This is a genomic window from Amycolatopsis magusensis, assembly GCF_017875555.1.
Lineage (GTDB): Bacteria > Actinomycetota > Actinomycetes > Mycobacteriales > Pseudonocardiaceae > Amycolatopsis > Amycolatopsis magusensis.
On the sequence record NZ_JAGGMS010000001.1, the window covers coordinates 6,083,211 to 6,097,547 of the forward strand.

The window sequence follows — 14,337 nt, forward strand, 5'->3', positions numbered from 1 at the left end:
GCTCAAACCTCGCTGGAGAAGCGGGGTAGGTGTCAGCAGTGGGTGAACAAGTGCGCCAGGGCGCGGCTGCCGAAGTGGAGGCCTTCGACCGGGACGCGTTCGTCCACGCCGTGGGCCATCGCGCGGTAGTGGAAGCCCTGCGGCAGCCACAGCGGGGCGAAGCCGTAGCACTGGATGCCGAGCTTGGCGAAGGCCTTCGCGTCGGTGCCGCCGCCCATGCAGTACGGCACCACGACCGCGTCCGGGTCCTGGGCGCGCAGCGCGGCCGCCATGGCGTCGAACCACGGGGAGTCCACCGGCGCCTGCACCGGCGGCTGGTGCGCGACGAACTCCCTGGTCACGTCCGGCCCGAGCAGTTCGTCCACTGTGGCCAGCAGGTCTTCCTCGGTGTCCGGCAGCGTCCGGGTGTCCACCTGGGCGTGCGCCACGCTCGGGATCACGTTCACCTTGTACCCGGCTTCGAGCATGGTCGGCGTGGTGCTGTTGCGCACCATGGCCTCGACCAGCGCCGCCGCCGGGCCCAACCGCGCCAGCGTCCCGTCCACATCGGACAGATCAACCGGGACGTCGAGCGCCTTGCCGGTCTGCTCGATGAACGCGCGCGTGGCCGGGGTCAGGTGCACCGGCCACTGGTGCGTGGCGATCCGGTCGAGCGCGGCGACCAGCCGGATCACGGCGTTCTCGTGGTTGCGCCGCGAACCGTGGCCCGCGCGGCCGCGGGCGGTCAGGCGCAGGTGCGCGGTCCCGCGCTCGGCCGCGCCGACCGGGTAGATGCGCACGGTCCGGCCATCGGCGGCGGGCACGTGGTAGGTGCACCCGCCGGATTCGCTGATCGCCGCGGCACAACCGTCGAAAAGGGACGGGTGGTGCTCGACCAGCCAGTGCGCGCCGTAGTCGCCGCGGTCCTCCTCGTCGGCGACGAAGGCGAGCACGATGTCCCGGCGGGGTTTGCGGCCCTCACGCGCGAAAGTGTCCAAAACGGACAGGACCATCGCGCAGAAGTCCTTCATGTCCGTGGCGCCGCGGCCCCAGAGGAAGCCGTCGCGCACCTCGCCGGCGAACGGCGGCACGGCCCAGTCGGCGGCGTCGGCGGGCACCACGTCGAGGTGGCCCTGCACCAGCAGCGCCGGCAGGGACGGGTCACTGCCTTCGACGCGGGCGACGACGTTGGCGCGCCCCGGCGCCGATTCCAGGATCCGCGGGCTCAGGCCCGCGTCGGTGAGCAGCCCCGCCACGTACTCGGCGGCCGCTCGTTCTCCTTCGGCGTCCCCGTTGCCGCGGTTCGTCGTGTCGAACCGGATCAGCTCCGAGCAAACGGAGACGACGTCCAACTCAGCCATACTTCCCCTGCACCGCGCCCGCGGCGATCGCGGTGACCACCTTGAACGCCTTCATCGCTTCGGTCATGTTCGGCGCGTCGAAGCCCACCCGGCGGACCCCGACCTGGTCCACCGTAGGGATCACCGCGGTGGCCTGCGCGAGGTGGCTCGCGTCGAACTCGACCTCGATCCGGTGACCCCGCGGCGAGGGTTCCCCGCGACCGGCCCGCGCCATGGCGCGACGCGCCGCGTCGGTCTGCATTTCAGCCGTCCGTGAAGGGGGCAGGCAGATGGCCGCGTACCGGCTCACGCATTCCTTCACCGCCACGAGTTCCGCGCCGGGCGCGTAGTCGGCCGCGTCTTCGCAGGTCTTGTCGTCGCCGGTGACCAGCAGCACCGGCACGCCGTATTCGGCGGCCAGCGCGGCGTTGAGCCTGCCCTCGCTGGCGTGCGTGCCGTCCAGCCACACCCCGGTGATCTGGTTCTCCAGGTAGGTGTGGGAAAGCACGCCGTCGGCGCCGGCCCCGGCGTGGTAGCCCAGGAAGACCACGCCGTCCACACCGCTGTCGACGCCCTGCATCATCGACAGCGGCTTGTGCCTGCCGGTGAGCATACGGGCGCGGGGATCGAGGTCCTCCAGCAGCAGGTTCCGCTGCGACGAGTGCGCCTCGTTCACCAGCAGGTCGGTGGCGCCCGCGTCGGCGAGCCCGGCGGCCACGGCGTTGACGTCCCCGGTGAAGAGTCTGCGGAATCGTTGCCACTGCTCGGTTCCGGGGACCACGTCGTCGGTCCAGGTGACCCCCGTGGCACCCTCCATGTCGGCCGAGATCATGATCCGCATGGGGTTCAACCTAGTGGGCGCCACAAGTGACGTTCGTCATCGCCCCGCCCGGTTGGGTAACGGGTTGGCATGAACGCCCGGCAATCGTTGACTTCCGGTGGCGGGGAATGGTTACTTTTCGGCTTTCGGGGATGGGGCTTGGAGGGCTTCGGGGGTCCGGGGGTCGGCCCCCCGAGCAGACGACAGAGCATGGATGATTGGGGATCGCGAGAATGCGTGCAGTGAGAAGTACCTGGCGACGGCGCGCGGCCGCGCTCGGCGCCACCGCGCTGGTGGCGGCCGCGCCCGTGCTGGCCATCGGGCCCGCCCAGGCGCAGCAGCCGACCGTGCTGCGGGTGGCCTTGGTCCAGTCCATCGACCACCTCAACCCGTTCACCGCGAGCTTCGCCTCCACCGCGATGATCGGCCGGATCTCCTGGGAGTTCCTCACCCTGCCCTCGGCCGAGGACAACCTGCCCACGCCGGGGCTCGCCGAGACGTGGACGCCGTCGCCGGACGGGCTGACCTGGACGTTCAAGATCCGCGAGGCGAAGTGGTCCGACGGCACGCCGCTGACCGCGAAGGACGCCGCGTTCACCTTCAACCGGATGATGAGCGACCCGGCCGCGCGTGAGGCCAACGGCACCTTCGTCGAGCAGTTCCAGACGGTGACCGCGACCGACGACCGCACGCTGACCGTGACGCTGAAGAAGCCGCAGGCGTCGATGACCGCGCTCGACGTGCCGATCGTGCCGGAGCACATCTGGTCGGGCGTGACCGACATGGCCTCCCCGGAGACCGACACCGTGGCCAAGGTGGGCGTGGGCTCCGGCCCGTTCACCATCACCGAGTACCAGACCAACCAGCTGGTCCGGATGAAGGCGAACCCGAACTACTGGCGGGGCGCGCCGAAGGTGGACGAGCTGCAGTTCGTCAAGTTCGACAACGCCGACGCCGCGGTCAACGCGCTGAAGAACGGCGAGGTCGACCTGATCAACCGGCTCACCTCGACCCAATTCGACGCGCTCAACGGCCAGCCGGGCATCACCACCAACAAGGCGGTCGGCCGCCGCTACGACGAGCTGCTGATCAACCCGGGCGCGCAGAACTTCGACCGCCAGCCGATCGGCGACGGGCACCCGGCGCTCAAGGACGTGCGGGTGCGCAAGGCGATCGCCCGCGCGATCGACCCGGCGACCATCATCGACAAGGTGCTCGGCGGGTACGGCGAGGCGCCGGGCGGCATCGTGCCGCCGATGTTCAAGACCTATCACTACGCGCCGGGCCCGGCCGAGAAGTACACCTTCGACCTGGCCGCCGCGAACGCCGCGCTGGACCAGGCGGGTTACCCGAAGGGGCCGGACGGGATCCGGGTCGCACCGGACGGGCGCAAGCTCGAGTTCCGGTTCACCGGGCACGCCACCCGCGACTACGACCAGCGCGTGGTCAAGTACGTCGCCGGCTGGCTGGGTGAGATCGGCATCAAGATCACCGAGGTCCTGGTCTCGGACAACGAGGTGGACGAGTCCACTTCGGCCGGCAACTACGACCTGGCGCTCTCGGGCTGGGGCACCAACCCGGACCCGGACTACATCCTGGCCAAGCAGACCTGTTCGGTGCTCCCCGCGACCGCGGGCAGCACGAGCAGCAACGCGTTCTTCTGCGACGCCGAGTACGACCGGCTCTACGCGCTGCAGGCCGCCGAGCCGGACATCGCCAAGCGCGCCGAGTACGCGAAGCAGGCCCAGGCCCGCTACTACGACCAGGTGCCGAGCGTGGTGCTCGACTACAAGAGCGCGCTGGAGGCCTACCGCTCCGACAAGTTCTCGGAGCTGACCAGGCAGCCGGTGTCCGGTGGCGCGCTGATGGAGCAGAGCGGGTACTGGAGCTTCTACGGTGCCGTGCCCGCCGGTGAGGACGCGGCCGCGGCCGGGGACTCGGGTGGCCTGCCGACCGTGGCGTGGATCGCGATCGGGGCCGGTGCGGTGATCCTGGTCGTGCTGATCGGCGTGGTGGTGTCGCGGCGCGGCAAGTCCGCCGGGTCCGCCGACGACAAGGAATAGGAGCAAGGGGCGTTGACCGAAGCGGTCTCGACAGCCACGGGCGCGGAACTGCCCGACCCGGACGAACGACGCGGGGGTACCGGGACCCTTCGGTTTCTCGCAGGCAAGATCGGCGCGGGGCTGGTCAGCCTGCTGCTGGTGGTGGTGCTGGGGTTCCTGCTGTTCCGGATGATCCCCGGCGACCCGGTCACCACGATGACCAGGGACCGGCCCACCAGCCCGCAGCAGCTGGCCGAGCTCCGCGCCCGCCTCGGCGTGGACAAGCCGATGCTGCAGCAGTTCTTCGACTACTTCGGCGGACTGCTGCGCGGTGACCTCGGCACGTCCTACATCTACAACCGGCCGGTGGCGGCCATGATCGGCGAGCGGGTGTGGCCCACCGTCCTGCTCGTCGGCACCGCCACCGTGCTGGCGGTGGTGCTGGGCCTGTGGCTCGGCGTGCGGGCGGCGTGGAAGCGCGGCAGCGCGTTCGACAAGGTGCAGACCGGTGTGGCGCTGACCCTGTGGTCGGTGCCGCAGTTCTGGCTGGGCCTGATGCTGCTGATCGCCACGCAGGGGCTTTTTCCGAGCCGGGGCATGACCTCGCCGGACACCCCGCCGGGCTTCTTCACCGAGGCACTCGACGTGGCGCACCACCTGACGCTGCCGTGCCTCACGCTGCTCGCGGTGATCTACGCGCAGTACATGCTGGTGATGCGGTCCTCGCTGCTCGAGGAGATGAACGCGGACTACCTCACCACGGCCCGCGCGAAGGGCCTGCGCGACGACCTGGTGCGCCGCAGGCACGCCGTGCCGAACGCGCTGCTACCCACGGTGACCCTGGTGTTCCTGCAGTTCGGGCTGGTGGTGTCCGGCACGGTCACGGTCGAGGCCGTGTTCTCGTGGCCGGGGCTCGGGCTGCTCACGTTCGAAGCGCTGCGCGGGCCGGACCTGCCGCTGCTGCAAGGAGTGTTCTTGATTCTGGCCGGTTCGGTGGTCGTGATGAACCTGTTCGCCGAGGTGCTCTACCGGGTGCTCGACCCGCGGGTGCGTGCCTCATGAGCGAAGTGACGCAGTCGGCGAAGGCGATCGCGTGGCAGCGCCGGTTCGCCGCGGCGGGCAACGTGTGGCGGGAGTTCGCCAGGAACCGCGGCGGGCTGGTCGGGCTGGCCCTGCTGGGGGTGATCGTGGTGCTGGCGGTGCTGGCGCCGGTGATCACCGATCCGGCGGGGCTGGACGTGACCAAGGCGCCGGGCAGGCCGCTGCAGCCGCCGACCGGGGAGTACCTGCTCGGCACCGATGTGGACGGTCGCTCGGTGCTGCTGCTGACCTTCTGGGGCGCGCGGGTGTCGCTGCTGGTCGGGCTGGCCGCCACGGTGCTCTCGGTGCTGATCGGCACCATCGTCGGCATCGCGGCCGGGCACTTCGGCCGGTGGGTGGCGCGGATCCTGCTGCCGTTCACCGACTTCTTCCTGGTGCTGCCCTCGCTGGTGCTGGCGATCGCGTTGTCCAGCGTGCTGCCCAGGGGCATCCCGACGATCATCGTCGCGGTCGGGGTCACCTCGTGGCCGACGACCGCGCGCCTGGTGCGCGCGCAGACGCTGACCGTGGAGAGCCGCCCGTACATCGAGCGGTCGAAAGCGCTGGGCGGCGGGCACCTGCACGTGATCGGCAAGCACGTGCTGCCCGCGGTGATGCCGCTGGTGCTGGCGAACACCACGCTGGTGGTCGGCGGGTCGATCATCGCCGAGTCCACGCTGTCCTTCCTCGGGCTCGGTGACCCGAACAACGTCTCGTGGGGTTCGATGCTGCAGACGGCGCTCAGTTCCGGTGCGGTCAGCGGCGGCGCCTGGTGGTACCTGCTGCCGCCGGGCCTGGCCATCGTGGCGATCGTGCTGTGCTTCACGCTGGTCGGCCGGGCGCTGGAGACCGTGCTCAACCCGCGGCTGAGGGGGGACCGATGAGCGCGCTGCTGGAGCTCAAGGACCTGAACGTCACCTACCCGGCGCCGGGGGAGGACGTGCGCGCGGTGCGTGACGTCAACCTGCGGCTGGAGCCGGGGGACACCGTCGGCGTGGCGGGGGAGTCCGGCTCGGGGAAGTCGACCGTGGCGATGAGCGTGCTCCGGCTGCTGCCGAAGTCCGCGAAGATCACCGGCGAGATCCTGCTCGACGGCGAGGACGTCACCACGATGAAGTGGGGGCGCCTGCGCGCGGTGCGCTGGTCGGCGGCCTCGATCGTGTTCCAGGGGGCGATGCACGCGCTGAACCCGGTCCGGCGGATCGGGGAGCAGATCGCCGAGCCGATCCGGCTGCACCCGCCCGAGGGCAAGGCGCAGAGCGAGACGGCCGTGCGCGAGCGGGTCGAGGAACTGCTCGGGCAGGTCGACCTGCCGGTGAGCCGGGCCGGGGCCTATCCGCACGAGCTGTCCGGCGGGCAGAAGCAGCGGGTGATGATCGCGATGGCGCTGGCCTGCCGGCCGCGGCTGATCATCGCCGACGAGCCGACCACCGCGCTGGACGTGATCGTGCAGGCCCAGGTGCTGGACCTGCTCAGCGGGCTGGTCGCCGAGCAGGGCATCGGGCTGATCATGATCAGCCACGACCTGTCGGTGCTGGCGGCGACCTGCGCGCGGATCGCGGTGATGTACGACGGCGAGATCGTCGAAGAGGGCGAGGGTAGGCAGGTGATGGCCTCGCCGCGGCACGCGCACACCCGCGCGCTGGCCTCGGCCTTCCCCACGGTGGGCGACCCGGTTTCCCGGTTCGCCCCGGCGACGGCGGGCGAGCTGCCGCCGGAGCCGGAGACGCCGGTGGACACGGGGGAGGGGCCGCTGCTGGTGGCCAAGGACCTGCACGTCCGCTTCCGCGACCGCAAGGGCGCCACCATCGACGCGGTCAAGGGGGTGGACCTGGAGGTCCGCCGCAACGAGATCGTCGCGCTGGTCGGGCAGTCCGGGTCGGGCAAGACCACGCTGGCCCGCACGCTGATGGGCCTGCAGAAGCCGACCTCGGGCCAGGTGCTGTTCGAGGGTGAGCCGGTGCCGATGACCAGTGCCGGGCTCAAGGCGTACCGGCGGCAGGTGCAGCTGGTGCTGCAGGACCCGACGAGCGCGCTGAACCCGCGCCACAGCGTCTACGAGGCCGTCGCCGAGGGGCCGCGGATCCACGGGTTCTCCGAGCCCGAACTCGACATCGTCACGAAGGCACTGGAAGCAGCCGAACTGCGGCCGGCGGAACGGTTCCTGCAGCGGCTGCCGCACGAGCTGTCGGGCGGGCAGCGCCAGCGCGTGGTGATCGCCGGTGCGCTCGCGCTCGATCCGAAGGTGGTGGTCGCCGACGAGCCGGTGGCCTCGCTGGACGCCTCGGTGCGCGGCGAGATTTTGGCGCTGCTGCTGCGTTTGCGGCGGGAACTGGGCCTGGCGGGCCTGGTGATCACGCACGACCTCGGGCTGGCGTGGAACATCGCCGACCGGGTGGCGGTGATGTACCGCGGTGAGCTGGTCGAGGTGGGCACGGTGGAGGAGGTCCTGCTCTCGCCGCGGCACGAGTACACGAAGTCGTTGCTGGCCGCACTTCCGGGTGGCACGCTCACTCCGGAGGGTGCTGGCGCGGGGCCGGCGGGAGAGGGCGGTGTGTAATCTCCTGTGGTGAAATGGCCACCACCACTGATCCCGCCGCGGGAACCGACGCGCTGACCGTCGTGCCGTCGCGCTTCCCGTACCGCACGATCGCGATGGGCACCGTCGGGTCGACGCTGCTGATGCTCGCCGCGCTCGGCGCCGGGGGCATCCTCATCCGCGATCCGTTGCTGGGGCACGGTCCGCTGTCGTGGATCCGCTACGGTCACGGCCGCGCGCTGGCCACGGCGCTGCTGTACCTCGGTTTCGGGCTCGTGGTGTGGGCGTGGGTGCGGCTGGGGCGGTACGTGCTGGACGGCCGCGTCGGTGCCAAGCCGGTGGTGGTCGCGGCGGCCTGCTGGATGGCGCCGCTGCTGGTCTCGCCACCGCTGTTCACCCGTGACGTGTTCTCCTACCTCGGCCAGGGCGCGCAGCTGCTCCACGGCAAGGACCCGTACGCCTTCGGCCCGGCCGAGCTGGACGTGCTGCCGGACGTGGTGGTCAACGTGCACCAGCTGTGGCAGACCACGCCCGCGCCGTACGGCCCGCTGTTCCTGCTGGTGTCGAAGTGGCTGGTCGGGCTGACCGGCGGCAACATGATCCTCGGGGTGATCCTCACCCGGCTGGTGATCATGATCGGCCTGGCCGGGGTGCTGTGGTCGATCCCGCGCCTGGTCAAGCACCTCGGCGGGCGGCTGCCGGTGACGCTGTGGCTGGCGGTGGCCAGCCCGATGACGGTGATCCACCTGGTCGGCGGCCCGCACAACGACCTGCTGATGCTCGGGTTCCTCACCACCGGTGTGCTGGCCATGCTGGAACGCCGTCCGGTGCTCTCGGTCTTCCTGGTCACCATCGGCATGCTGATCAAGCCGACCGCGGCGGTGGCGCTGCCGTTCCTGGTCTGGATGTGGGCCGCGCAGCTGCCCGGCGGCGGGCCGGTCAAGCGGTTCTTCCGCGCGCTGCTGCCGGCGCTCGGCGTGTTCGGCCCGGTCTTCGTGGTGGGCACCTGGGTGTCGCTGGGCTCGATGAACATCGGCTGGTTCACCGGGATGAGCGCGCCGCAGCTGATCGCCAACTGGCTGAACTTCCCGACCGGCATCGGCGAGATCTTCTACAACATGGCGCACATCATGGTCGACGTGCCGCCGTCCCCGTTCGTCACGGTGTTCCGCTCGGCGGCGTGGGTGGTGCTCGCGATCTTCGTGGTGCGGCAGTGGTGGCTGGCCCGCGCGGGCGGCAACCAGGCGGTGCTGCGGGCCGCGGCCGCGCTGCTGGCCGTGGCGATCCTCGCGCCGCCGACCCTGCCGTGGTACCTGACCTGGGGTTTCGTCCTGGCTTCGGCGTTCCCGTGGGACCGCAAGCACCTCGCCGGGGTGGTGGGCGTGTCGGTGTTCTTGGTGCTCGTGTACTACCCGACGGGGGAGCAGGCGCTCTACGACTGGTGGTTCATCGGGGGAGTGCTGGCGGTGAGCCTGTACGCGGCGGCGTCCCTGCTCAAGCCCGATCCGCTGGGGCTGATCGCAGCCTGGCGGAAGCCGGAATCCCTGGATCGCTGAGCGCGGTCGTCACCGGCCGTGGTCTCGATTCCACCAGCCAAGTGTATAACGTCCTATACGCTACCGCTTTTGGCAAAAATTCTGTTGACCGCTGAAAAAGACCTGCTCAGACGAAGGACCAGCCTGTCCAGCGGGTGACGGTGGTCCGGACGATCGGGCCTTCCGGGGGAGTGGTCCGGTACTGCGGGTACTTCTCCCGCAGGGCGGCGCCGGCTTCGCGGTGTTCGTCGAGGACGGTGGCGTGGCCGTCGGCTCGCACCCACCACAGCTGGTCCCAGTCGTCCTCGTACCGGTCGGCCAGGAAGCTGACCGCCGGGTTCGCGGCGATGTTCCGCAGCCGGCGCAGGTCCCTGGTGCGCTTGGGTTTGTGGTCGACGGCGAAGTAGACCTCGTCGTGCAGCAGCACGAAGGTCACCGGGACCAGGTGCGGGGTGCCGTCCTCGGTGACCGTGCCGAGCCGGGCCACCCGCGCGCCGGCGAACCGGGTGCGGCAGTCCTCAGTGGACAGGCGCATGGTCGGTCCGCTCCGGCAGCGGCACCGGGAGCGCGGGCAGGCCGTCGATGCTGGCGACGTTGGTTTCCTTGCGTTCGCAGTAGGTGGCGAACTGCGCGTCGCTCTTGCGGCCGAAGTACTGGGCGTGCTGGGTGCGTTCTTCGCGGTAGTCCATGAACGGCACGGCGAACCCGCAGCTGTCGCTGATCAGTTCGGCGTGGACCAGGATGACCGCGCGCAGCCCCGGTCCGTCGGCGTCGCCGAACTTCGGTACCAGGTCGGTCCAGCGTGGGTCGTCGCGGAAGACGGGTTCGCCGCGGCCGTGCACGCGCAGCACCTTGGGCGGGCCGGTGAAGGCGCACCACATCAGCGTGATGCGGCCGTTCTCGCGCAGGTGCGCGATGGTTTCGGCGTGGCTGCCGCCGAAGTCGAGGTAGGCGACGGTGTGCTCGTCCAGCACGGCGAGCGTGCCGGCGCGTCCCTTGGGTGAGAGGTTCACGTGGCCGTCGCCGCTCAGTGGTGCGGACGCGACGAAGAAGACCGGCTGTGCGTCGATGAAGGCGCGGAGGCGGTCGTCGATGCGCTCGTAAGTCTTGCCCATGCCGCCGAGTATGCCGTTAGAGTCCCGCCATGGTGGGAGACGACTTGGTCACCTGGCTTCGTGATTCGGATCCGGCGCTGCGCTGGCAGGTCGAACGGGACCTCGCCGACGAACCTCCTGAGGTGTGGGAGGCCACGCGGGCGAAGGTCGCCACCGAAGGCTTCGGTGCGCGGCTGCTCGCGCACCAGGACCCGGATGGGCAGTGGGCGGGCGGGGCGTACTACCCGCGCGGGTTCGAGCTGGACCAGGAGCCGGGGCAGCCGTGGACGGCGACGACGTACTCGCTGAATTCGTTGCGTGAGTGGGGGCTTGATGCCGCGGTGCTGCGTGCGCGTCGCACGGCCGGGTTGCTCGCGGAGAACTGCCGGTGGGAGTACGACGAGCTGCCGTACTGGGGTGGTGAGGTCGACTGCTGCATCAACGCCTGGACGCTGGCGAACGGGGTGTGGCTCGGGGTCGAGGTTTCCGGCATCGCCGACTGGTTCGTCGAGCACCGGTTGCCCGATGGTGGCTGGAACTGCTTCTGGGTGGAGGGGGCGGAGCGGTCGTCGGTCCACTCGACACTGAACTCGCTGAAGGGCCTGCTGGCGCACGAGGTCGCGACCGGGGGTACGGAGGCGACGCGGGCGGCCCGGCGTGCCGGTGAGGAGTACCTGCTGGAGCGGCGGTTGTTCCGGCGGCTGTCCACCGGGGAGCCGATCGCGCCGTGGGTGACCCGGTTCGCTTATCCGTCCCGGTGGTTCTACGACGTGCTCAACGCGGCGGAGTACTTCCGTGAGGCTTCCGCGCACGATGGCTCGCGGCCGGATCCGCGCCTGGGCGAGGCGGTGGAGCTGATCCGGGCGGCCAGGCAGCCGGACGGGACTTGGCTGCAGGTGCACCGGCACCCGGGCCGGGTGTGGTTCGAGGTCGATGTCGAACCGGGTGCGCCGTCGAAGTGGCTGACGTTGTCCGGTACCCGGGTGCTGGTGTGGTGGGACGCGGCTTAGACGAGTGCGGGTTCGGTGAGGGTGAGGGTGCCCGCGTCGGTGTCGAGTTCGGCGGGCAGGCCGAGTGCGACGGTGGGTGACTCGGGGAGGTGGCCGATGCCTGCTTCCCAGAGCACGGGGACGCCGAGTGGGCCGAGGCGGTCGAGCATCAGCGCTTGGACGGCTTCGGGTGGGCCGCAGTCCACCCAGGACCCGAGCACGATGCCGTGGACGCCGTCGAACCAGCCGGAGCGCAGGAGCTGGGTGAGGATGCGGTCGAGCCGGTAGGCGCTTTCGGTGACGTCTTCGAGCAGGGCGATGGCGCCGGCGGCCGGTCGGTGTTCGGGGGCGCCGATGCTGGATACCAGCAGGCTGGCGTTTCCGCCGACGAGGACGCCGCTCGCGCGGCCGGGTACCAGTGCTTCGGCGCCGGGGCGGGCGAGGTCGCGGGCGGTTTCCGGCTCGAAGAGCGTGCGCCGGAGGTGGTCGGCGGCGCCGGGGGTGAGCAGGGTGCTGCCGACCATGGGGGCGAACAGCGTGCTCAGTCCGAGGTGGACGCCGACGGCTTCGTGGAGTGCGGTGATGTCGCTGGACCCGGTGAGGATCTTGGGTCCGGCTTCCCGCAGGGCGGGCCAGTCGACGAGGTCGAGCATGCGCATGCTGCCGTAGCCGCCGCGGGCGGCGAAGACGGCGCGGATGTCCGGGTCGAGCCAGGCCTGGGTGAAGTCGGCGGCGCGGTCGGTGTCGGGTGCGGCGAGGTAGGGGACCGACGGGTGCACGCCGCGGGCGTGCGGGCCTTCGTGGACGTCGAGTCCCCAGGACTTGAGCGTGCGGTGGGCGGTGTCGAGCAGTTCGTCGGGGACGGGGCCGGCGGGGGCGACGAGGGCGACGCGGTCGCCGGTGCGGAGTCGGGGTGGGCGGTTCACGGGCGGAGGTCCACCGGGGTGATGCCGGGGGTGTCGAAGCCGAAGACCTGGCCGTAGAAGGCGAGTTCGGCTTCGAGTGCGGCGATGATGGTCTCGGCCTTGCGGAAGCCGTGTTGCTCGCCGTCGAAGGTGAGGTAGGCGTGCGGGATTTCGGTGCCGCGCAGGGAGGCGACGAAGCGGTCGGCTTGTTCGGGTGGGCAGATCTGGTCGTCGAGGCCCTGGAGGAAGAGCAGGGGGCCGGCGAGGGTGCCGGTGTTGTTGATCGGGGAGCGGTCGCGGTAGCGGTCGGCGGTTTCGGGGAGTGGGCCGATGAGGCCGTCGAGGTAGCGGGATTCGAAGTCGTGGGTTTCGCCGCCGTCGGCGGTCCAGCGGTGCAGGTCGAGGATGGGGTATTTGACCGTGGCGGCGCGGAAGGCGCGTTCGGTGGTCATGGTGACGGCGGAGGTGTAGCCGCCGGCGCTGCCGCCGCGGATGGCGAGGCGGTCGGGGTCGGCGACGCCTTCTTCGACGAGCCGGCGGGCGACGGCGACGCAGTCGGCGACGTCGACGACGCCCCATTGTTCGCGGAGGCGTTCGCGGAAGCGCCTGCCGTAGCCGGTGGAGCCGCCGTAGTTGACCGCGACGACGCCGATGCCGCGGCTGGTGAAGTAGCTGAAGTCGAGGTCGAGGACGGGGTGGTTGCGGCCGGTGGGGCCGCCGTGGACGTGGACGAGGTAGGGCGGGAGCTGGTCGCCGGGTCCGGTGTGCTCGGGGTTGGTGGGTGGGTAGAGGTAGGCGGGGATGGGTTCGCCGTCGGCGGCGGTGAACACGCGTTCTTCGGGGGTGGGCAGGTAGCGCTGGTCGGGGAGGCGGTGGCCGGAGGGGGCTTCGCCGGGCCGGGGGGTGACTTCGGTGAGGGTGCCGGTGGTGAGGTCGGCGTGCCGGACGGCGGTTTCCTGGCGGGGTGCGGCGGCGAGGCCGGCGATGCCGGCGCCGTAGGGGGCGATGCCGGGGGCCCAGGTGGTTTCGGGGTCGACGGTGGTGACCTGGGCGGTGTGCTCGTCGAGGACGGCGAGGCGGCCGGAGTTGAGCACGGCGTGCTTGCCGTCGCCGAGTGGGGTGAACCAGGTGAGGCCGAGTTTCCACAGTGCGCCGCCGAGTTCTTCGGTGACCGGGGCGAGGTTGTGGCTGGTGCCGTCGAGGCCGATGCGGTGCAGGTTCCACCAGCCGTCGGGGTCGAGCAGGGCGAGGAGGGTGGTGGGGGTTTCCCATTCGAGCTGGCAGACGGCGATGCCGGGGCCGCCGGCGAGGACGCGGGGGGTGCCGAAGGTGCCGTCGGGGTGGACTTCGGCGACGGTGAGTTCGGTGGCGTCCCAGGGCATGTCGGGGTGGTTCCAGCCGAGCCAGGCGGCGTGGGTGCCGTCGGGGGAGAGCTGGGGTGCGGTGAGGAAGTGGTGGCTGGTGGTGAGTTCGCGTTCGGGGGCGCCGGTGAGGGAGATGGCGACGAGTGCGCGGGTGATGTCGGTGCGGCGGGGGCCGGTGCTGGTTTCGCGGACGGCCCAGAGTTCGCCGGGGCGGCCGGGGCGGAGGTCGCTGTAGCGGACGCCCTGGGGGATCTCGGGTTCGGCGGTGAGGGCGGTGACCTCGCCGGTGGCCGGGTCGCGGAGGTGGACGCGCTGGTCGTCCCAGTGGGTGAAGGCGATCTTGCCGTCGATGGCCCGCCAGGGCCTGCCGCCGTATTCGTGGACGCGGTTGCGGGCGTTCCAGGGGGCGGGGAGGAGTTCTTCGACGGTGCCGTCGGGGCCGGCTTTGACCAGTGCGACGCGCCCGCGTTCGCTGGGGCGGGCTTCGGCCCACCAGATCTCGCCATCGACGACGTCCAGCCATTGGGGCTGGTCGCCCGCGGCGGCGACGTCCGCGGCGGTGATGGGGGATGGCCAGGCTCCGTAAGGCGCGATCTCGGGCATCGCGCGAGTTTAGTCACTCGTTCGAGCGCTCCGCGATCTTGTGGTGA

The 14,337-nt window shown here is 70.9% G+C and carries 12 protein-coding genes; 6 read left to right on the forward strand and 6 right to left on the reverse strand.

From position 1 onward, the window contains the following. Positions 1-32: 32 nt before the first annotated feature. Both JOM49_RS26980 and JOM49_RS26985 read right to left on the reverse strand, forming a co-directional pair. Complete coding sequence (locus JOM49_RS26980) at positions 33-1,340, reverse strand: M20/M25/M40 family metallo-hydrolase (protein WP_209667009.1); 1,308 nt, start codon at positions 1,338-1,340, stop codon at positions 33-35. Further along, on the reverse strand, positions 1,333-2,160 hold the full coding sequence (locus JOM49_RS26985; RefSeq protein WP_209667010.1) for a M55 family metallopeptidase: 828 nt from the start codon (positions 2,158-2,160) through the stop codon (positions 1,333-1,335). The genes JOM49_RS26980 and JOM49_RS26985 overlap by 8 nt, the downstream gene beginning before the upstream one ends. 212 nt (positions 2,161-2,372) lie before the next feature. Here JOM49_RS26985 and JOM49_RS26990 point away from each other — a divergent pair, with 212 nt between their 5' ends. From JOM49_RS26990 to mptB, 5 genes are read left to right on the forward strand one after another with little or no spacing between them, the layout of a single operon-like run. After that, the gene (locus tag JOM49_RS26990; RefSeq protein WP_209667011.1) at positions 2,373-4,202 is read left to right on the forward strand and encodes an ABC transporter substrate-binding protein; all 1,830 of its coding nucleotides are present in this window, start codon (positions 2,373-2,375) and stop codon (positions 4,200-4,202) included. 12 nt (positions 4,203-4,214) lie between these two features. Next, positions 4,215-5,243, forward strand: coding sequence for an ABC transporter permease (locus JOM49_RS26995; protein WP_209667012.1), 1,029 nt, complete (start codon positions 4,215-4,217; stop codon positions 5,241-5,243). Continuing rightward, positions 5,240-6,145, forward strand: a complete 906-nt coding sequence (locus JOM49_RS27000; RefSeq protein ID WP_209667013.1) for an ABC transporter permease — start codon at positions 5,240-5,242, stop codon at positions 6,143-6,145. Before JOM49_RS26995 ends, JOM49_RS27000 begins: the two co-directional genes overlap by 4 nt. Further along, positions 6,142-7,821 carry a dipeptide ABC transporter ATP-binding protein gene (locus JOM49_RS27005; protein ID WP_209667014.1) on the forward strand — a complete coding sequence of 560 codons (1,680 nt, stop codon included), beginning with the start codon at positions 6,142-6,144 and terminating at the stop codon, positions 7,819-7,821. The genes JOM49_RS27000 and JOM49_RS27005 overlap by 4 nt, the downstream gene beginning before the upstream one ends. 14 nt (positions 7,822-7,835) lie before the next feature. Further along, a complete protein-coding gene (mptB, locus tag JOM49_RS27010; protein WP_209667015.1) occupies positions 7,836-9,356 on the forward strand; it encodes a polyprenol phosphomannose-dependent alpha 1,6 mannosyltransferase MptB in 1,521 nt (506 codons plus the stop codon). A 106-nt stretch (positions 9,357-9,462) separates the two neighbouring features. Here the strand turns inward: mptB and JOM49_RS27015 are convergent, their stop codons facing one another. Both JOM49_RS27015 and JOM49_RS27020 read right to left on the reverse strand, forming a co-directional pair. Further along, positions 9,463-9,870, reverse strand: a complete 408-nt coding sequence (locus tag JOM49_RS27015) for a TIGR03668 family PPOX class F420-dependent oxidoreductase (protein ID WP_209667016.1) — start codon at positions 9,868-9,870, stop codon at positions 9,463-9,465. Further along, positions 9,854-10,450: a pyridoxamine 5'-phosphate oxidase family protein gene (locus tag JOM49_RS27020; RefSeq protein WP_209667017.1), complete on the reverse strand. Its 597-nt coding sequence runs from the start codon at positions 10,448-10,450 to the stop codon at positions 9,854-9,856. The genes JOM49_RS27015 and JOM49_RS27020 overlap by 17 nt, the downstream gene beginning before the upstream one ends. A gap of 29 nt (positions 10,451-10,479) precedes the next feature. Here JOM49_RS27020 and JOM49_RS27025 point away from each other — a divergent pair, with 29 nt between their 5' ends. Then, complete coding sequence (locus tag JOM49_RS27025; protein WP_209667018.1) at positions 10,480-11,439, forward strand: prenyltransferase/squalene oxidase repeat-containing protein; 960 nt, start codon at positions 10,480-10,482, stop codon at positions 11,437-11,439. Here the strand turns inward: JOM49_RS27025 and JOM49_RS27030 are convergent. Together JOM49_RS27030 and JOM49_RS27035 are read right to left on the reverse strand one after the other, a co-directional pair. Next, complete coding sequence (locus tag JOM49_RS27030) at positions 11,436-12,344, reverse strand: S66 peptidase family protein (RefSeq protein WP_209667019.1); 909 nt, start codon at positions 12,342-12,344, stop codon at positions 11,436-11,438. The genes JOM49_RS27025 and JOM49_RS27030 overlap by 4 nt on opposite strands. Next, the gene (locus JOM49_RS27035; RefSeq protein ID WP_209667020.1) at positions 12,341-14,290 is read right to left on the reverse strand and encodes a S9 family peptidase; all 1,950 of its coding nucleotides are present in this window, start codon (positions 14,288-14,290) and stop codon (positions 12,341-12,343) included. Before JOM49_RS27035 ends, JOM49_RS27030 begins: the two co-directional genes overlap by 4 nt. Positions 14,291-14,337: the final 47 nt, after the last annotated feature.